A 19,181-nucleotide genomic window follows, 5' to 3' on the forward strand; every position below is an offset into this window, starting at 1 on the left:
TCCGACGGCACCGGGCCGACGGGCTACGGTGGCGGACGTGAGCACGTCCAGGGCCAGGCGCGGCAGCCTCGGCGGCCAGCTGGCCCGCCTGGGCTTCGTCGACGTCGCGAAGGCCGAGCGGCTCCTCGAGGACCCGGCGCTCGCCGGGATCGTCGACCCGTTCGAGGACGTCTTCGAGGACGGCGCGCTCTCCGCGCTCGGCGAGGCGCCGGACCCGGACCTCGCGCTGCTGTCGCTCGTGCGGATCCTCGAGCAGCTCATCGGCCTGCAGCCCGACGACCCGTTCGTCGCGTTCGACCTCGACGGCGACGCCGGTGAGCGGCCCGCCGCACCGACGACCGGCGAGATCGCGCTGCTCGGGGCGCACCCCGCGCGGCTGCGCGCCGTCCTGCGCTCCGGCGGCCCGGCCCGGGACCGGCTCGTCGCCGTCCTCGGTGCCTCGACGGCGCTCGGCGACCACCTCGCCCGGCACCCGGAGCACTGGACGGTGCTCGTCGAGGACGACGAGGAGAGCCGCACCGCGCCCGCGATGCGCGCCGAGCTCCTGCACGCCGTCGGCGCCGACCCGGACGCCGCGGAGCCGGTGGCGACGCTGACCCCCGAGGAGGCGACGGACGCGCTGCGGGTCGCCTACCGCCGCCGGCTGCTCGCCGTCGCCGGGCTCGACCTCACCGCACCCGACCCGGTCGTCGCGATGCCCGCGGTCGGCCGCGAGCTCGCCGACCTCGCCGCGGCCGCGCTGGAGACCGCCCTCGCCATCGCCCGCAGCGAGCTGCCGCCGGACGCCGCCCCCTGCCGGATCGCGGTCATCGGGATGGGCAAGTGCGGCGGCCGCGAGCTGAACTACGTGAGCGACGTCGACGTCGTCTACGTCGTCGAGCCCCCCGAGGAGCTCGCCGGCGACCCGGACGCCGAGACCGCCGCGCTCGCGACCGGCACCCGGCTCGCCGCGGGCCTGGCCCGGGCCTGCTCCGCCGCGACGGCCGAGGGCACGCTCTGGCCCGTCGACGCCAACCTGCGCCCCGAGGGCAAGGCCGGACCGCTCGTGCGGACCCTCGAGAGCCACCGGTCCTACTACCAGCGGTGGGCCGCGACGTGGGAGTTCCAGGCGCTGCTCAAGGCCCGCCCCGTCGCCGGGGACCTCGCCCTCGGCGAGGCCTACCTCGACGCGCTCGAGCCGATGGTGTGGCAGGCCTCGCAGCGGGAGAACTTCGTCGAGGACGTCCAGGCGATGCGCCGCCGCGTCGAGCAGCACGTGCCCCCGAAGGAGGCGGCCCGGCAGATCAAGCTCGGCCCGGGGGGACTGCGCGACGTCGAGTTCAGCGTCCAGCTGCTCCAGCTCGTCCACGGCCGGGTCGAGCCGCGGCTGCGCACGGGCAACACGACCCAGGGCCTGGAGCTGCTCTCGACGTACGGCTACGTCGGCCGCGACGACGCCGCGGAGATGGACCGGGCGTACCGGTTCCTGCGCACCCTCGAGCACCGCGTCCAGCTGTTCCGGCTGCGTCGCACGCACGTCGTCCCGGACGCGGAGGCCGACCTGCGCCGGATGGGCCGGTCGTTCGGGTTCCGCCGGACGCCGGCCGTCGAGCTCGAGGAGACCTGGCAGGCCCGGGCCCGCGAGGTGCGGCGGCTCCACGAGAAGCTCTTCTACCGGCCGCTGCTCGCGGCCGCCGCCCGGCTCACGACCGACGAGGTCCGGCTCACGCCCGAGGCCGCGACGGCCCGGCTGCGGGCGCTCGGCTACCGCGACCCCGGTGGCGCGATGCGGCACATCGAGGCGCTCACGTCGGGCGTCAGCCGGCGGGCCGCGATCCAGCGGCAGCTGCTGCCGGTCATGCTCGGCTGGTTCGCCGGGGGAGCGGACCCGGACGCCGGGCTGCTGTCGTTCCGCCGGGTCAGCGACGAGCTCGGGACGACGCACTGGTACCTCAAGATGCTCCGCGACTCCGGCGCCGCGGCGGAGCGGATGGCGCACGTCCTCGCCTCCAGCCGGCTCGTCTCCGAGCTCCTCGAGCTCGGGCCGGAGGCGGTCGCGATGCTCGGCGACGAGGCGGAGCTGAGGCCCCGGCCGCGGTCGGCGATGATCGACGCCGTCCGGCGGGCCGCCGACCGGCACGGCGGCGACCCGGAGGGCGCCGTCATCGCCGCGCGCGCCGTCCGGCGGCGGGAGATCGTCCGCACGGCGATCGCGGACCTCGTCGGGCTCGCCGACCTCGCGGCGGTCGGGCGCGGGCTCTCGGACGCCGCGGTGGCCGCCGTCGACGGGACGCTGCGGGCGGCGTCCGCGGCCGTCGCGCAGCGCACCGGCGGCATGCTGCCGACGCGGCTGCTCGTCGTCGGGATGGGCCGGCTCGGCGGCAGCGAGGCCGGCTACGGCAGCGACGCGGACGTCATGTTCGCCCACGAGCCGCTGCCCGGTGCCGACGAGAAGCAGGCGCAGGACGCGGCGATGGCCGTCGTCTCCGAGCTGCGCCGGATGCTCCGGATGCCCGGCCCGGAGCCGGCGCTCGACGTCGACGCGGACCTGCGGCCCGAGGGCCGCAACGGCCCGCTCGTGCGCACCCTCGACTCGTTCGCGGAGTACTACGGGCGCTGGTCCTCGACGTGGGAGGCGCAGGCGCTCACCCGGGCCGTGCCGATCGCCGGCGACGAGGACCTCGCGCTGCGGTTCGTCGCGCTCGTCGACCCGCTGCGCTGGCCCGAGGGCGGGCTGCCGGAGGCGGCCGTCAAGGAGATCCGCCGGATCAAGGCCCGGGTCGAGTCCGAGCGGCTGCCGCGCGGCGCCGACCCGCACCGGCACCTCAAGCTCGGCCGCGGCGGGCTCTCGGACGTCGAGTGGACCGTCCAGCTGCTCCAGCTCCAGCACGCGTCGACCGTGCCGGGGCTGCGGACGACGTCGACGACGGGCGCTCTCGCCGCGGCCGCGGAGGCCGGCCTGCTCGACGAGCACGACGCGCACGCGCTGCTCCTGGCGTGGACGCTGGCCTCCCGGGTCCGCAACGCGACCGTGCTGTGGCGCGGCCGGCCGTCGGACGCGTTGCCGAAGACGGTGCGCGAGCTGGACGGCGTCGCCCGGATCGTCGGGTACCCGCCGGGGTCGGCGGGGCAGCTCGACGAGGACTACCTGCGCGTGACCCGCCGGGCGCGCTCGGTGGTGGAGCGGGTCTTCTACGGGTGACGGCGGCTGCCCCGGGGTGCAGCCGGGCCGCCGCGTCGGTCAGGATGGCCCGGTGCAGCTGACCCCCGCCCGCGGCGTCTTCGGCGACGAGCCCGTCTGGTTCCACGAGCCGGCGCGCTGGCGCCGCTCCGGCCCCGACATCGTGCTCACCGCCGACCCGGGGAGCGACTTCTGGCGCCACACGCACTACGGCTACGTCCACGACAACGGGCACTTCCTCGGCGCCCGGATGCTCGGCGACTTCGTCGCGAGCACCACGGTGGACGGGCAGTACCGGACCGGCGGCGACCAGGCCGGCCTCATGGTCCGGATGGACGCCGAGCGCTGGATCACCGTGGCGGTCGAGCGCGTCGACGGCGGGCACCGGATCGTCGCCGTCGTCACCCACGGCGTCTCGGACCGCAGCGTCGTCCCGGTCGGCCGGGTCGACGGCCCGGTCGGGCTGCGCGTCGTGCGCTCGGGCGACGGGCTCTCGGTCGAGTTCTCCCTGGACGCCGGGGTGACCTGGGTGGCGCACCGGCTCTGCTACCTGCCGCCGGACCTGCCCGCGTTCGTCGGCCCGATGGCCGGCTCACCCGCCGGCGACGGCTTCGAGGTCGTCTTCCGCGACATCGTCATCACCAAGCCCTGACCCCGCCTGCGCGCGCCCGCCGGGAACGGCAGCGGGCCCGGACGACGCGGGGAACGTCGTCCGGGCCCGAACCAGGTCAGGGGGCTGACCCGGGGAGCGACGGCCCGCCTGGGGCGGGCGGGCCGTCGCGCACGGTGCTGTGCGTCAGGTCGTGAACGGCCCCACGCCACCGCCGAACGTGGTGAACGCGTACCACGGCGCGTTCGCCGGGACGGCTCCGTTGCGCAGCCGAAGCTCCCACGTCGCCCCGCCGGGCGCCGCGGTCACCGTGGCGGTGCCGACGAAGGTGTAGTTGGTCGCGTTGACGGTCTTGCTGTACACCCGCACGATCGTGCTCCCGTTCGACACTCCGCCGTTGAGCCGCAGCTCGCTGCCGGCCCGGTAGCGACCGGTGGCGATCGTCACCGTGGGCTGGCCGCTGATCGACAGCCGGACCACGTCGCGGGCGAGGGGCAGGTCACCCTTGGTGACGGTCAGCCGGAAGAACAGGCTGGTGGCCCGGACGTCCGCCGCGGTGGCCGCGGCCAGTGTCCCGGTCGGCAGCCCGATCGCCGGCAGCGTCACCGTCGGGTCCTCGACGTCCGTCGCGGACAGGAAACTCGGGCCCGTGGCCAGCGGTGCCGTGACCGAGTCCGAGGTGACCCGCTCCCAGAGGTACGTCACGTCCGTGTTCGGCGTGCTCGCGTTGAGCGGGACACCGGCGCCGGCCCGGGTGATCGTGGAGTCGGTGCCCGCGTTGACCACGAGCAGCTCGTTGACGACCGCGGTGTCCGGCATCGACTCGGGCCCGTACCCGCCGAGGTTCCGCGCGGCCACGGTGACCGAGTACGTGCCGGGCGCGACCCCGGTGACCGTCTTGCTCAGCGGCGTCGCCGGCACCTCGACCGAACCGCTGACCGCCTCGGAGCTCACGGCGTTGTAGGTGATCCGGTAGCCGGTGATCGCCGGGGCCGGGGGCGTCGTGGTCACTGCCGCCCACGTCACCCCGATGGACGACGCACCGCCGGTCGCGTCCACCAGGGTCGGCGGGACCGCGGGAACGGCCACCGTGGCGAACGTGGCCTCCCGGTGGATGACCGTGGCGTTGTCGGCCTCGTCGATCGCCACGGCGCTGATCCGCTTGGTCTGCGACAGCGTGAACGGAGCGGTGTAGAGGCTCGCGGCTGGGTCGACGGTCCCGCCCGGCAGCGAGATCGCCGGCTCGGGGTCACCGATGTCCGTGAGCATGTAGTAGATCTCGCCCTCGTCTGCGTCGAGGGAGAACTGGGTCGGCGCGTTGAACGTGCCGCCGTCCGGTGTGAGCGTCAGGGTCGGCGCGACGGTGTCGGGCGCCTCGGTGCTCACGGTGACGCCGGGGAGCGTCTCGATACCGAGCGCGTTGATGGACCGCACGTTGACCGTGTAGTTCTGGCCCGAGTCGAGATCGGTGACCGTCGTCCCCGTGCCTGCCTGCCCGGTGACGACCGCGCCACGGACCTCCTGCTCGGTCACGGTGGTCGGCGTGCCGGCGGTGCTCGTCGTGCTGACCGCCGAGACGCGGTACCCGGTGACGGCCGGCGTGCCGGGAACCGCCACCGCGGGCGTCCAGCTGACGTCGACCTGGCCGGAGTTGCCGGTGCGGATCGCCTTGACGTTGCCGGGGGCCGGCGGGCCGGCCTGCTGCGGGCCGGCCGGGCAGCCGCCGAAGCCGGGGCCGCCGAGCTCGCCGAACTCGGCGATCGTCAGGCCCTGGCGGTTGGCGTCGAGGTCCTCGAGCTCCCAGGACATGTACCGAGTCCCGCCGGCGGCCGCGAGCGCCGCGAGCTGCGGGGTGTCGAACTGGTAGGTCGCGAGGAACCGGGCCGGACCGTTCGGCCCCGCGGCGTCGAACTCGAGCATCGACGAGTAGCCGCCGCGCGGCGCCGGCGTCAGCGGTCCGGGGACCGCACGCACGTCACGCCGCTGGATGGCCGTGTCGACCATGTCGGGGTTGATGATCCGCTGCTCGCCCTGCGCGAGGACGATGTCGGCGCCGACCGTGCCGCGCACGTACAGCGTCGATCCGACGACCTGGACGGCCGGGCCGGTGAACAGGTCGCCGGGCACGGACGTGCTGGGGGCGGCGGTCCCCGACCCGGTGCGGGTGTCCGCGACCGCGTCGCCGTCGATCGCGATGCTCACGACGTCGCCGGCCTTGATGTCCGGGGTGACGTCGGGGGCGTCCGTGCCCGTTCCCCAGCACACGCCACCGGGGTGGTTCACCTCGAGCGCGACACCACCGGGGGCGATCTCGCCCTCGCCCTTGCCGATGACCTCGTTGTTGCGGGTGACGGTCACCGTCATCGTCTTGCCCGCGTCCTCCTCGTACCCCTCGATGGAGACGAAGTCGCGGTCCGGGAAGACGACGATGTTGTTCGGGAACGCGGGGACCGCGGCGGATGCCGGGGAGGCCAGCGTCAGGGAGCCGATCGCGCCGCCGGACACCGCCAGCGCCACCGCCAGCCCCATCCGGGTCGGCTTGTCGAGAGATCGGAGCCGGCGCGCAAGGGCGCGCGGCAGCGCAGCGGTGCGATTCATGTGATGCCCCAATACCTTCGCAGTCCCCAAGGGACCGGCTGCCCCGCCGGTCACTACCGAGGCTGCACGTCAAAAGGCTTCAGGGCTAAGGGAGTCTTAAAATTCCCCCTAGTTTGGGGGGTGCCCACCCCCCGCATGAGGGGGGCCGTACGGACGAGCCACTCCGTCGTTCGGTGGATCTGCGGTCGTTTTCCGTGATCGCACCACGACGGGCCCGGCGCCCAGCATGGCACGTCCCGGCGCGGGCCACGTGCGGCTCGTACAGTCGTGGCAGCGGTGCCGGGCAGGCACCGCCCGAGGCGGGAGGTGGCCGTGAGCCGGGACGACGCGACGTGGCGGCGCGCGGCGCGCCTGGCCCGGGGTGCGCTCCCGCTGCGGGCGGCCCCGTGGACCACGGCCGGGCCGCACGGGGCCGGCCCGGACGAGGACGGCGACGCGACGTCCGACGGGCCGGCCCGGCCCGGCCGGGGCATCGACGAGGTCATCGGCGACTGCGCGCTCTACGAGGGCGGCCGCCGCCGGCCGGGCCGGATCGACCTCGCCGACGCCGGCCGGACGGCGCGGACGGTGCAGGGCGGCAAGGGGTTCGTCTGGATCGGCCTCCAGCAGCCCACCGCCGAGGAGATCGCCGTCGTCGCCGAGGCGTTCGGGCTGCCCGCCCTCGCCGTCGAGGACGCCGTCAAGGCGCACCAGCGGCCCAAGCTCGAGGTCTACGGCGACGTCGTGTTCGTCGTCATCAAGCCGGTGCGGTACGTCGACCACGAGGAGGTCGTCGACGTCACCGAGATCGCCGTCTTCCTCGGGCGCAACTTCGTCGTGACCGTCCGGCACGGGCACAGCGACGTCCTGCGCCGGGTGCGCGCCGAGATCGACGACGAGGGGTCGGACCTCGCCGCGCACGGCCCGACCGGGGTGCTCTACCGGACGGCGGACCTCGTCGTCGACGGCTACGAGGAGGCGATCAGTTCGATCGACGTCGACGTCGACGAGATCGAGCTGCAGGTCTTCGGCGCCGAGCAGCACGACGTCGACGACGACGAGAACTCCGAGCGCATCTACAAGCTCAAGCGCGAGATCGCCGAGTTCCGGCGGGCGGTCGCGCCGCTCGCGCTGCCGCTCCAGCGGCTCGCCGACGGCGCCGTCGCCGGCGTCGACGCCGAGCTGCTCCAGTACTTCCGCGACGTCCACGACCACGTGCTGCGCGCCGCCGACGCGATCGAGGTGCACGACCGGCTGCTCTCCGACGTGCTCCAGGCCGAGCTGGCCCGGGTCGCGGCCCGGCAGAGCCGGATCGCGGTGCGGCAGAACGAGATCGCCGTCCGGCAGAACGAGGACATGCGCAAGATCTCGGCCTGGGCGGCGATCGCGCTCGTGCCGACGGCGATCGCCGGCATCTACGGCATGAACTTCGACAACATGCCCGAGCTGCACTGGCGCTACGGGTACTTCGGTGTGCTCACCGTCATCGGCGTCGCCTGCGTCACCCTGTACCGGCTGTTCCGCCGCAACGGCTGGCTCTGACGCTCGGCGGGTCCGCGTCGTGCGGGCGGCCGGGATGACGGTCCGTCCGGCCGGATGACGTCCGGCCCGACGTCCCCCGCCCCGGTGCCGCCGAGCACTAGCGTGGTCCGCGTGATCGACAGGGTCCTCGGGGAGCTCGAGTCGGCGTTGCACGCCGACGGGGCAGCAGCCGGCCGGGCGATGCAGGCCGTGTGGCAGCAGGTCGGGGCGGCGGACGCCGCCGCGGCGACGCGGGCGCTGGAGCGCATCGGCTCGCTGTTCGACGGTCTGCCGCCCGGCCGCGGGAGCCGGCTGGCCGTGCTCGCGGGCGCGCTCGTGGAGCGCGGCGCCGACCCGGCGCCCGCGGTGGCCGCCGTCGTCGACGGCTGGCTGGAGGCGGCGGAGGCGGCGACGGAGTTCGCCCGGCGCTGGCGGCTCGCCGTCCGGCTCGCACCGCCGGAGCCGGTGGACGACCCCGCGACGTTCGAGGCCGTCGTCACCCGGCTCGCGGGCGGGGAGCCGGCTGACGAAGGGCTGCGCCGCCTCGCCGCGGCCTGGTTCATGCTCGGGCAGTGGACGATGGCGCTGACGACCTTCCTCCAGCGGGCCGCCGTCCGGGCCGGCCTGCCGCGCCGGGAGGAGGTCGAGGACGCCGTGGAGGCCCTCCAGGACGTCCGCTACGACCTCGACTGGCTCGTGGACCTGCTCCGGGTGCTCGACGACGAGGAGATCCTCGTCCTGCACCGGCCGAGCGGACGCGGCTGGGCGCTCACCGTCGGAGGGATCGGCGACAACTTCCAGCTGCACACGCTGCTCGCCGCGACCCTGCTGAGCATGACCGACGACCGGCTGCTGCCCGGCATGCCCCCGCCCGCCGCCGAGGTCGCCGCCGCGACCGACGGCCCGCTGCGCCCCGACGGCGGGATGCAGGCGCGCTTCCACCTCGTGGACGGCGAGGGGCACTGGATCTGGAACGAGGGCGTCCCCGCGGACATCCCCGTCGTCGACGGCGCGCGCGTCGTCCTGCTCGACCCGCTCGCCGAGGCCCGCACGTGGGAGGCGGGCCGGCAGTTCGCGCAGATGGTGCCGACGGTCCGGCTGGTGCGGGTGCTCGACCGGGACGAGGCCGCGCTGCGGATCGTGTCGGTCCCCACGATCGCGACCCCGCAGCACCCGTGACACTCGGCACACGTCCCGGGCGCCGCGAACCACAACGATGACCTCCCCGAAACATTCGGGGTAGCGGGGCTACCTAGCGTCGATCTTCGGCAGACCTCTGCCGCACGGACGACGACAGGGAGTGGCAGCACATGGGTGGGAACGACGCTCGGATCCAGGCGATCAAGGACGTCGAGGCCTACGTGCCTCCTGCGGTGAGCTTCATGGCCGAGGAGAAGCCGGGCGAGATCTTCGGCGAGAACGTGTTCAGCCGCGCCGTGATGCAGCAGCGGCTTCCGAAGTCGGTCTTCAAGTCCGTCCTCGCGACGATCGAGCACGCCGCGCCGCTCGACCCGCTCGTCGCCGACGCCGTCGCCTCGGCGATGAAGGACTGGGCGCTCGAGAAGGGCGCCACCCACTACGCGCACGTCTTCTACCCGCTGACCGGCCTCACCGCGGAGAAGCACGACAGCTTCTTCGAGCCCATCGGGGACGGCGGCGCGATCGCCGAGTTCGCCGGCAAGACCCTCATCCAGGGCGAGCCGGACGCCTCGAGCTTCCCGAACGGCGGCCTGCGCAACACGTTCGAGGCCCGCGGGTACACCGGCTGGGACGTCACCAGCCCGGCGTACGTGCTCGAGAACCCGAACGGCAACACCCTGTGCATCCCGACGGTCTTCGTCTCGATGACCGGCGAGGCGCTCGACCACAAGACGCCGCTGCTGCGCTCGCAGCAGGCGATGGCCGACCACGCCGAGCGGATCCTGCGCCTGTTCGGCCACACACCGGCGCGCGTCGTGTCGTACTGCGGCCCGGAGCAGGAGTACTTCCTCGTGGACCGGCACTTCGTGCTCGCCCGCCCGGACCTGCTCAACGCCGGCCGCACCCTCTTCGGTTCCAAGCCCCCGAAGGGCCAGGAGTTCGACGACCACTACTTCGGGGCCATCCCGGAGCGGGTGCTCGGCTTCATGCTCGACACCGAGCGGGCGCTGTTCAAGCTCGGCATCCCGGCGAAGACCCGGCACAACGAGGTCGCGCCCGGTCAGTTCGAGATCGCGCCGATGTTCGAGCGCGCGAACGTCGCGTCCGACCACCAGCAGCTGCTCATGACGACCTTCAAGTCGATCGCGCGCAAGCACGGCATGGAGTGCCTCTTCCACGAGAAGCCGTTCGCCGGCGTCAACGGCTCCGGCAAGCACGTGAACTTCTCCATCGGCAACGCCACCGAGGGCAACCTGCTCCTGCCGGGCGACAACCCGCACGACAACGCGCAGTTCCTCGTGTTCTGCGCGGCCGTCATCCGGGCCGTCCACAAGTACGCCGGGCTGCTCCGCGCGTCCGTCGCGTCGGCGAGCAACGACCACCGGCTCGGCGCCAACGAGGCCCCGCCGGCGATCATCTCGATCTTCCTCGGCGACCAGCTCGCCGGCGTCTTCGAGCAGATCGCCCTCGGGCCCGCGACGTCGTCCAAGAGCAAGGGCCGCCTGACGATCGGCGTCGACACGCTGCCCGTCCTGCCGACCGACCCGGGCGACCGCAACCGGACGAGCCCGTTCGCCTTCACCGGCAACAGGTTCGAGTTCCGCGCGCCCGGCTCGATGCAGACGGTCGCCGGCCCGATGGTCACCCTGAACACGATCATGGCCGAGGCCCTCGACCACATCGCGACGGAGCTCGAGACGGCGGTCGCGGCCGGCACGGAGTTCAACGCCGCGGTCCAGGCCGTGCTCACCGAGATCATCAACACCCACGGCGCGGTCGTCTTCAACGGCGACGGCTACTCGGAGAAGTGGCAGGTCGAGGCCGCCGAGCGCGGGCTGCCGAACCTGCGGACGACGCTCGACGCGCTCCCCGAGCTCGTCTCGCCGGAGGCGATGGAGCTCTTCGAGAAGTACAAGGTCTTCAACCACCGCGAGATGCACAGCCGCTACGAGATCGGCCTGGAGCACTACACGCTGACGATCGGCGTCGAGGCGCGCCTCACGCACGAGATCGGTGCGACCGTCGTGCTGCCGGCCGCCGTCCGCTACCAGACCGAGCTCGCCGTCAACGTCGGTGCGCTCAAGGCGGCCGGGGTGGACGCCGACCTCACCTCGCTGGAGACGGTGACCGGTCCGCTCGGGGACCTGCGGACGGCGCTCGCGACCCTCGGCGCGGCCCTGGCCGCGGACGCGGGGGACGAGCCGCTCGAGGAGGCCACGTACGCCCGGGACGTCCTGCTGCCGGCGATGGCCGCCGTCCGGACCGCCGCCGACGCGCTCGAGGGCATCGTCGCCGACGACCTGTGGCCGCTGCCGACCTACCAGGAGATGCTCTACATCCTCTGAGCCGCCCGTCCGGCGTCGACGGAAGGCGGGTCCCCGACCGGGGACCCGCCTTCTGCATGCGGGCCGATGAGTCTGCGCCACCATGGCGGTCTCGTCCCCGACACCCCGGCCGCAGGAGGAAGCGTGACCCAGCTCGTCAGAGTGCAGAACTTCAACGTCTCACGGGACGGCATCGGGGCCGGTGAGGACCAGACCCTCGAGCGGCCCTTCGGCCACGTCGACCCCGGGCGGCTCTTCGCGTGGGCCGGTGCGACAGCCAGCTGGCCGATGCGCACCGAGCCGGGCGGGAGCCGCGGCCTGGACGACTACCTCACGCGCGACTACGACCGCAACATCGGCGCAGAGATCATGGGCCGCAACAAGTTCGGCCCCTACCGCGGGCCGTGGGAGGACCACGAGTGGAACGGGTGGTGGGGCGACCGGCCGCCGTTCCGCACCCCGGTCTTCGTCATGACCCACCACCCGCGGGAGTCGCTGACCCTCGCCGACACGACGTTCCACTTCGTCGCCGGCGACCCGGCCACCGTGCTCGACCTGGCCAAGGAGGCCGCCGCCGGCAAGGACGTGCGGCTCGGCGGCGGGGTCACGACGATCCGGCAGTTCCTCGACGCCGACCTCGTCGACACCCTCCACGTGACGGTGTCACCGGTCGACCTCGGGCACGGCCTGCGGTTGTGGGACTCGCCGTCCGACCTCCTCGACCGCTTCCACCTCGACGTCGTGCCGAGCCCGAGCGGCGTGACGCACCACCTGTTCTGGCGGCGCTGAATGCCGGACGGCGGCCGGCACCGCACGACGTCCGTGGACGCTCGCGCAGGCCGGCCGCCGTCCGGCGACGGTCAGCGGGTCAGGGACCCGCACCTGTCAGATGTCGTAGTACAGCTCGAACTCGTGGGGGTGCGGCCGCAGGGAGATCGGGAGGATCTCCTGCTGACGCTTGAAGTCGATCCACGTGTCGATGAGGTCCTCGGTGAACACGCCACCCTCGGAGAGGTAGCTGTGGTCGGCCTCGAGGGCGTCGAGGACGGCGCCGAGCGAGCCGGGGACCTGCGGGATCGAGGCGTGCTCCTCCGGCGGCAGCTCGTAGAGGTCCTTGTCGACCGGCGCGAGCGGCTCGATCCGGTTCTTGATGCCGTCGATGCCGGCCATGAGCTGGGCGGCGAACGCGAGGTACGGGTTGCTCGACGGGTCGGGCACCCGGAACTCGATGCGCTTGGCCTTCGGGTTCGAACCGGTCACCGGGATCCGCACGCAGGCGGAGCGGTTGCGGGCCGAGTAGACCAGGTTGACCGGCGCCTCGTAGCCCGGCACCAGGCGGCGGTAGCTGTTCACCGTCGGGTTGGTGAAGGCGAGCAGCGACGGGGCGTGGTGCAGGAGGCCGCCGATGTACCAGCGCGCGATGTCGGAGAGGCCGCCGTAGCCTCGCTCGTCGTAGAAGAGCGGCTCGCCGTCCTTCCAGAGCGACTGGTGGCAGTGCATGCCCGAGCCGTTGTCACCGAAGAGCGGCTTCGGCATGAAGGTCGCCGTCTTGCCGGCCTCCCAGGCCACGTTCTTGATGACGTACTTGAAGAGCATGACCTTGTCGGCCGAGCGCAGCAGCGTGTCGAAGCGGTAGTTGATCTCCGCCTGGCCCGCGGTGCCGACCTCGTGGTGGGCGCGCTCGACCTGGAGGCCGAGCGAGTCCAGGGTCTTCGACATCTGGTCGCGCAGGTCCGCGTAGTGGTCGACCGGCGGGACGGGGAAGTAGCCGCCCTTGTACCGGGTCTTGTAGCCGCGGTTGCCGCCCTCCTCGATGCGCCCGGTGTTCCAGGCGCCCTCGATGGAGTCGATGTGGTAGTAGCCGGCGTTCTGCTTCGTCTCGAAGCGGACGTCGTCGAAGACGTAGAACTCCGCCTCGGGGGCGAAGAACGCGGTGTCCGCGATGCCCGTCGACCTGAGGTACGCCTCGGCCTTGCGGGCCACCTGGCGCGGGTCGCGGCTGTACGCCTCGTCCGTGTACGGGTCGACGATGCTCATGTTGATGTTGAGCGTCTTCTCCGTGCGGAACGGGTCGATGTACGCGGTGCCGACGTCCGGGATGAGCTTCATGTCCGACTCGTTGATCGCCTGGAAGCCACGGATCGACGAACCGTCGAACATCTGGCCCTCGGCGAAGAACGTTGCGTCGACAGACGCGGCCGGGACGTTGAAGTGCTGCATGACCCCGGGGAGGTCGCAGAACCGCACGTCCACGAACTTGACGTCCTCGTCCTTGATGAACTTGAGGACCTCGTCGCCATTGCTGAACATCCAACCTCCAGGGCTGGGGAGCGGAGCGGGCATCGGGCAGGGTTCACCGCGGGGCCCGCGTCATCGGGGAGTCCCGTGGAATCGCCCTGGACACTATGGACCAGGGATTTCCCTCCAGTGTCCCGTCTGTTTCCATGAGGTAACGGGAGCCGACCGCAGGTGTCGGCGGTGTGACGTTACTCCGCGGCCGGGGGCCCGGGTGCCCCGCCGCGCCGCCCCGGCTAGCCTCGGGGCATGGCCGGACGACGCGACATGGGTTCGTGGCTCGACGGGCCGGGCGGGTCGCGGACGCCGGTGGACGCCGGCACGGAGCACCCCGGGGCCCGGTTCGGCCGGCCGGCGCAGGGTGCCGGGTCGGTCGCCTCGTTCGGGCGGCGGGTCGTCGGGCTGCTCGTCGACTGGCTGCTCTGCGTGCTCATCGCGCAGGGACTGCTGTCGTCCGTCGGTCGCCCCGACCTCATGGCGCTCGTCGTCCTCGTGACCGAGCACGTGCTGCTCGTCGGGACCCTCGGCATGACGATCGGGCACCGGGTCGCCGGGATCAGGGTCGAGACGCTCGACGGCCGCCCGCCGGGGCCGGCCCGCGCGCTCGTGCGGGCGCTGCTGCTCGTCCTCGTCGTCCCGCCGCTGTTCACCGACCGCGACAACCGGGGCCTGCACGACCGGGCCGCGGGCACGCTCGTCGTCCGCGCCGGCTGACCGGTCAGGGGCGGGGAGAGGTCAGGCGCGGGCGGAGCGGCGGGGTGCGGGGCGGCGCTCGGCGGAGGTGAAGGACTCCTCGATCGAGCGCAGGTCGCGCAGCGTCCGGAGCTCGTCGAGGTGGCGGGCGCGGCCGGCGGCCATGCCCACCGCGGCGTTCCGGGCGGCTCCGACGGCGAGCGTCGCGTCGGCCCTGCGGACGAGCGCGCCGACGACGCGGGCGACGCCGTTCGCGGGAGTGGGGATCATGTCGGACCTCCGAGTGCATCGGGGGACAGCCGACCGACCGGACAGAATCTAGTGCTTCTCACCCGTTCTGTCACGGTCCGCCCCGTTTCGTCGCCCATCGTCACGACGACCAGTCAAGCGGGACGGTGTTTCTCCCGGGTGACGTGCGCGCAACGGTGGGTCGACGGTCGGTGACTGGCCGGCCGCTGGGTGACGCCCGGTCGGGGGGTCGGGTGGCGATGACCCAGCAGGTATCGGCGCCGGGGGCGCGCGCTTTAGCCCGTCCGGACGACGTCCGGACGGGGATCGTTCGCACCCCGTGACCGCGAGGTCAGCGGCCCCGCATCGCCTTGCGGTCGGGGCGCACCCGGGTCGGGTCGACACCCTTGGGGATCGGGGGCCGGACGCCGCCGAGCGCCCGCAGCCGCCGGGACACCTCGCTGACCTCCTGCTTGCTGATCGCCGGGCGCATCCGGGTCAGCTTCCCGTTGAGCTTCTGCAGCGGCACCTGGTCGGCGCCGTCGCCCGCGTGGAGGACCGTGACGGGCACGTTCGGCAGCAGCCGGGCCATCTTCTTGCGCTCGGCGTCGGCGAGCCGGTTGACCCGGGGGAGCGGCCCCTCGGTGACGAGGACGACGCCCGGGCGGCCGACGGCGCGGAAGACGAGGTCCTGGGTGCGCTGGTCGAAGGCGACCGGCTCCTGGTCGACGTTCCAGCCGCGGCGCAGGCTCGTCAGCGCCGCGCCGACGGCGCCGGGCTGGCCGGCGATCTGCGTGTACGCCGCGCGCTCGGCACGGCGGGCGAGGATGAACGTCGCGAGCAGGAAGCCCAGCGGCACCGACAGCACGAGCACGTAGTACGGGTGGCCGACCGCGGCCCCGATGGCGACGCCGAGCGCGACCGGCCCGAAGAAGCCGAGGAGCATCCACCACGGCAGCGCGGGGTCGGCCTTGCGGGTCATCGTGAAGACGGCCCGCAGCTGGGCGATCCGGCCCTGCTTCTTCGGGGCGCCGTCACCGCCACCGCGACGACGGAGGAACCCGCGCCGCGCCGGTGCGGCGTCGGGCGTGGGGGAGCTGCCGGAGGATCCACGTGCCATGACCCAGAGGATACGGGCCCGCGCGCGGCCGGTGTGCACGACCACGGGCGGTCACCCCGGACGGCGCAGGGCCGCCGGGGCCCCGGTCAGCGGGCGAGCAGCGCCGACGCCTCCTGGCGGGCCGTGCCGGGCTCGGCGAGGTGCGCCAGCTCGGGGCGGATCGTCTCCCCGCGCCGGGACATCGCCTGCGCCCACAGCCGGCCCGCGCGGTACGACGAGCGGACGAGCGGGCCCGACATGACCCCGAGGAAGCCGATCTCCTCGGCCTCGTCGCGCAGCTCGACGAACTCCTCGGGCTTGACCCAGCGCTCGACCGGGTGGTGCAGCGGGGACGGGCGCAGGTACTGGGTGATCGTCAGCAGGTCGCAGCCGGCGCCGTGGAGGTCGCGCAGCGCCTGGGAGACCTCCTCGCGGGTCTCGCCGAGGCCGAGGATGAGGTTGGACTTCGTCACCAGGCCCGCGGCGCGGCCCTGCGCGACGACGTCCAGGGACCGCTCGTAGCGGAACGCCGGACGGATCCGCTTGAAGACCCGCGGCACGGTCTCGACGTTGTGCGCGAAGACCTCGGGGGCGGCATCGAAGACCTGCTGCAGCAGCTCGGGGTTCCCGGAGAAGTCGGGGACGAGGATCTCGACGCCGGTGCCCGGGTTCAGGGCGTGGATCGCGCGGATGGTCTCGGCGTACAGCCAGGCGCCCTCGTCGGGGAGGTCGTCGCGGGCGACCCCGGTGACGGTCGCGTACCGCAGGCCCATCGCCAGGACGCTCTCGGCGACCCGGCGCGGCTCGTCACGGTCCAGCGGCTCGGGCCGCCCGGTGTGGATCTGGCAGAAGTCGCAGCGGCGCGTGCACTCGCTGCCCCCGATGAGGAAGGTCGCCTCGCGGTCCTCCCAGCACTCGAAGATGTTGGGGCAGCCCGCCTCCTGGCAGACCGTGTGCAGGCCGCCGGCCTTCACCAGGCTCGTGAGCTCGGAGTACTGCGGGCCCATGTGCGCGGTCGTGCGGATCCACTCGGGCTTGCGCTCGATCGGGACCTCCGCGTTGCGCGCCTCGACGCGCAGCAGCTTTCGGCCCTCGGGGACGACCGTCACGGCCGGGCTCCTCTCCTCGTCCACGCCCACCCTAAGCGCCCTCCCGGGCGACGGTATGCCCGCGGTGACGGTGACGCGCGACGCATAGGCTCGGGGCATGCTGCTGCGCGTCTTCACCGAACCCCAGCAGGGCGCCCGCCACGCGGACCTGCTCGCCGTCGTCCGCCGCGCCGAGGACGCCGGGTACGACGCGTTCTTCCGCTCCGACCACTACCTGCCCTTCTCCGGCAACGGCCGGCCCGGCCCGAGCGACGCCTGGACGACGCTCGCCGGCCTGGCCCGGGAGACCACCCGGATCCGGCTCGGCACCCTCGTCAGCCCGGCGACCTTCCGGGAGCCGGCCGTGCTCGCCCTCCAGGTCGCCCAGGTGGACGACATGTCCGACGGGCGGGTCGAGCTCGGCCTGGGCGCGGGCTGGTTCGCGCAGGAGCACCAGGCGTTCGGCCTGGGGTTCCCCGAGACCTCCGAGCGCTTCGACCGGTTCGAGGAGCAGCTCGAGATCATCACCTCGCTGTGGTCGATGCCGGTGGGGGAGCGGTACACCTTCGAGGGCGCCCACCACCGGGTCGTCGACAACCCCGGTCTGCCCAAGCCGGTCCAGGCGCAGGTGCCGCTCGTCATCGGCGGCGGCGGGAAGCGCCGGACGCCGCAGCTGGCGGCCGAGTACGCGACCGAGTTCAACATCGGCTTCTGCGACCTCGACGAGGTCGCCGCCCGGGTCGGGAGGGTGCGGGCGGCCTGCGCCGCCGCGGGACGGGACCCGGCGACGCTGGCGGTCTCGTACGCCGCGACGACCGTCGTCGGCCGGGACGACGCCGAGGTCGCCCGGCGGGTGGCGGCGATCGGCGCGGACCCCGCGGAGCTGCGCCGGGACGGGCTGTGCGGCACGCCCGCCGAGGTCGTCGACCGGCTCGGTGCGCTCGCGGCGCTCGGCGTCGACCGGGCCTACGTCCAGCTCCTCGACCTCGCGGACCTCGACCACGTCGACCTCGTGGCGGGCGAGGTCATGCCGCAGGTCGCCTGAGGCGGCCGGGCCGGCCGCGCGGGGTCAGCCCTTCGCGCGGCGGGCCAGGTACCCGCCGAGGTCGGCGGCGGCGAGGTGCCGCTCGACGACCGGCAGCACCTCGGCGACGGTGACGTCGCGGCCCAGCTCGGCGGACAGCGACGTGACGCCGGCGTCCGCGATCCCGCACGGGACGATCGCGCCGAACGCCGTGAGGTCGGGGTCGCAGTTCAGCGCGAAGCCGTGCATGGTCACCTGCCGGCTGACCCGGATGCCGATCGCGGCGACCTTGCGCTCGGGCCGGCCCCGTCCCGACGGGCCGTCGGCGGCGACCCAGACCCCGGAGCGGCCCTCGACCTTGCCGGTCACGAGACCGAGGTCGGCGCAGACGTCGATGAGCACCTGCTCGACGCGCCGCACGTACGCGACGACGTCGATCGGGGCCGCGAGCCGCACGACCGGGTAACCGACGAGCTGGCCCGGACCGTGCCAGGTGATCTTCCCGCCGCGGTCGACGTCGTGCACCGGGGTGCCGTCGGACGGCCGCTCGTGCGGCTCGGTCTGGCTGCCCGCCGTGTAGACCGGCGGGTGCTCGAGGAGCAGCACGGTGCCCGGCTCGGTGCCGGCGACGACGGCGGCGTGCAGGTCGCGCTGCCGCTGCCAGGCCTCGAGGTAGTCGACCCGGTGCTCGCCGAACCCGACCCGGACGACGCGGACCGGACCGGGCAGGTCGACGGCTGCGGCGGGGACGGCAGAGGCGGTCGTGGGCACGGCGGACGTCGGGGCGGACATGCCCGTCAGCCTACGTCGCGGTCCCGGTCGGGGCCCTCGCCGGTGACGGCGTCCGGTGCCGCGGCCTCCGGCCAGCGCTGCCGCGACCGGCGCCGGACGACGGCGACGAGCGCGCGGCGCAGCGCCTCGACGTCCTCGACGGCGTCGGCGAAGTAGCCCTCGGCGACCTCGATGTCGCTCGCGCGCAGGTACGTGCGCCGTCCGGACTCGGTGAGGCTCACGACGACCCGCCTGCGGTCGGCGTCGTCCCGGTGCCGCTCGACGTAGCCGGAGCGCTCGAGCCGCTCGACGGTGCGGCTCATCGTCTGGTCCTCGACCTGGACGGCGGCCGCGAGCTCGCGCTGGGTCATCGGCCGGGTGCCGAGCACGTGGAGGACGGCGAGGCTGGCGTGGTTGAGGTCCCAGCGCGCGAGGTGGGTGTTCCACTCGTGCTCGACGAGGCGTGCCGCGGACGACAGGAGCCGCCCTGTCGGCCACGTCTCGATCGGGTCCACGGCGTAACGGTACGCCCCGCGCGTCGGACCTTCGAGGTGCGGCCGGTCGCGCCGGGCAGCAGTATTGTCGGCGCTGCTCAGCATGCTGAACATTCTCGGCGGGTCGAACTCCCGGCCCGCCGGGCGTCCATCGCCC

The 19,181-nt window shown here is 73.7% G+C and carries 15 protein-coding genes; 8 read left to right on the forward strand and 7 right to left on the reverse strand.

The genetic code is table 11. The features are described from left to right. Window positions 1–37: 37 nt before the first annotated feature. Both ECOMGDLI_RS16060 and ECOMGDLI_RS16065 read left to right on the forward strand, forming a co-directional pair. Complete coding sequence (locus ECOMGDLI_RS16060; protein WP_088317892.1) at window positions 38–3,181, forward strand: bifunctional [glutamine synthetase] adenylyltransferase/[glutamine synthetase]-adenylyl-L-tyrosine phosphorylase; 3,144 nt, start codon at window positions 38–40, stop codon at window positions 3,179–3,181. Window positions 3,182–3,233: 52 nt separating this feature from the next. Then, window positions 3,234–3,812 (forward strand): DUF1349 domain-containing protein, encoded by a 579-nt coding sequence (locus ECOMGDLI_RS16065; RefSeq protein ID WP_158221027.1) that lies wholly within the window; start codon window positions 3,234–3,236, stop codon window positions 3,810–3,812. Window positions 3,813–3,956: 144 nt separating this feature from the next. Here the strand turns inward: ECOMGDLI_RS16065 and ECOMGDLI_RS16070 are convergent, their stop codons facing one another. Continuing rightward, window positions 3,957–6,368, reverse strand: coding sequence for a fibronectin type III domain-containing protein (locus ECOMGDLI_RS16070; RefSeq protein WP_088317855.1), 2,412 nt, complete (start codon window positions 6,366–6,368; stop codon window positions 3,957–3,959). A 471-nt stretch (window positions 6,369–6,839) separates the two neighbouring features. Here ECOMGDLI_RS16070 and ECOMGDLI_RS16075 point away from each other — a divergent pair, with 471 nt between their 5' ends. The 4 genes from ECOMGDLI_RS16075 (at window position 6,840) to ECOMGDLI_RS16090 (ending at window position 12,121) form a co-directional block, all read left to right on the forward strand. After that, entirely contained in the window at window positions 6,840–7,889 is a 1,050-nt protein-coding gene (locus tag ECOMGDLI_RS16075; RefSeq protein WP_088317894.1) for a magnesium and cobalt transport protein CorA, read from the forward strand. 111 nt (window positions 7,890–8,000) lie between these two features. Continuing rightward, window positions 8,001–9,047: a hypothetical protein gene (locus ECOMGDLI_RS16080; protein ID WP_143447737.1), complete on the forward strand. Its 1,047-nt coding sequence runs from the start codon at window positions 8,001–8,003 to the stop codon at window positions 9,045–9,047. Window positions 9,048–9,178: 131 nt separating this feature from the next. Further along, the gene (locus ECOMGDLI_RS16085; protein ID WP_088317859.1) at window positions 9,179–11,353 is read left to right on the forward strand and encodes a glutamine synthetase III; all 2,175 of its coding nucleotides are present in this window, start codon (window positions 9,179–9,181) and stop codon (window positions 11,351–11,353) included. Window positions 11,354–11,476: 123 nt separating this feature from the next. Beyond that, window positions 11,477–12,121, forward strand: coding sequence for a dihydrofolate reductase family protein (locus tag ECOMGDLI_RS16090; protein WP_088317860.1), 645 nt, complete (start codon window positions 11,477–11,479; stop codon window positions 12,119–12,121). Between the two features lie 96 nt (window positions 12,122–12,217). On the opposite strand, the gene glnA is transcribed toward ECOMGDLI_RS16090, so the two are convergent. Further along, the gene (gene glnA / locus ECOMGDLI_RS16095) at window positions 12,218–13,642 is read right to left on the reverse strand and encodes a type I glutamate--ammonia ligase (protein WP_088317862.1); all 1,425 of its coding nucleotides are present in this window, start codon (window positions 13,640–13,642) and stop codon (window positions 12,218–12,220) included. A 234-nt stretch (window positions 13,643–13,876) separates the two neighbouring features. On the opposite strand from glnA, the gene ECOMGDLI_RS16100 reads away from it, so the two are divergent. Then, window positions 13,877–14,341 (forward strand): RDD family protein, encoded by a 465-nt coding sequence (locus tag ECOMGDLI_RS16100; RefSeq protein ID WP_088317863.1) that lies wholly within the window; start codon window positions 13,877–13,879, stop codon window positions 14,339–14,341. Between the two features lie 21 nt (window positions 14,342–14,362). Here the strand turns inward: ECOMGDLI_RS16100 and ECOMGDLI_RS16105 are convergent, their stop codons facing one another. The 3 genes from ECOMGDLI_RS16105 to lipA all read right to left on the reverse strand — a co-directional run bounded on the left by ECOMGDLI_RS16105 (window position 14,363) and on the right by lipA (window position 16,756). Further along, window positions 14,363–14,590, reverse strand: a complete 228-nt coding sequence (locus tag ECOMGDLI_RS16105) for a hypothetical protein (protein ID WP_158221028.1) — start codon at window positions 14,588–14,590, stop codon at window positions 14,363–14,365. Window positions 14,591–14,900: 310 nt separating this feature from the next. Beyond that, window positions 14,901–15,668, reverse strand: a complete 768-nt coding sequence (locus ECOMGDLI_RS16110) for a DUF4191 domain-containing protein (RefSeq protein ID WP_088317896.1) — start codon at window positions 15,666–15,668, stop codon at window positions 14,901–14,903. Between the two features lie 86 nt (window positions 15,669–15,754). Next, window positions 15,755–16,756: a lipoyl synthase gene (lipA, locus tag ECOMGDLI_RS16115; protein WP_088317867.1), complete on the reverse strand. Its 1,002-nt coding sequence runs from the start codon at window positions 16,754–16,756 to the stop codon at window positions 15,755–15,757. Between the two features lie 97 nt (window positions 16,757–16,853). On the opposite strand from lipA, the gene ECOMGDLI_RS16120 reads away from it, so the two are divergent. Next, window positions 16,854–17,780, forward strand: coding sequence for an LLM class F420-dependent oxidoreductase (locus ECOMGDLI_RS16120; RefSeq protein ID WP_088317869.1), 927 nt, complete (start codon window positions 16,854–16,856; stop codon window positions 17,778–17,780). A 24-nt stretch (window positions 17,781–17,804) separates the two neighbouring features. Here ECOMGDLI_RS16120 and lipB read toward each other — a convergent pair whose 3' ends face one another. Then, entirely contained in the window at window positions 17,805–18,551 is a 747-nt protein-coding gene (lipB, locus tag ECOMGDLI_RS16125) for a lipoyl(octanoyl) transferase LipB (RefSeq protein WP_088317870.1), read from the reverse strand. 5 nt (window positions 18,552–18,556) lie between these two features. Then, window positions 18,557–19,045, reverse strand: a complete 489-nt coding sequence (locus ECOMGDLI_RS16130; RefSeq protein ID WP_198954910.1) for a MarR family winged helix-turn-helix transcriptional regulator — start codon at window positions 19,043–19,045, stop codon at window positions 18,557–18,559. Window positions 19,046–19,181 lie beyond the last annotated feature (136 nt).

The organism is Kineosporia sp. R_H_3, assembly GCF_002198675.1.
Classification (GTDB): Bacteria; Actinomycetota; Actinomycetes; order Actinomycetales; family Kineosporiaceae; genus R-H-3.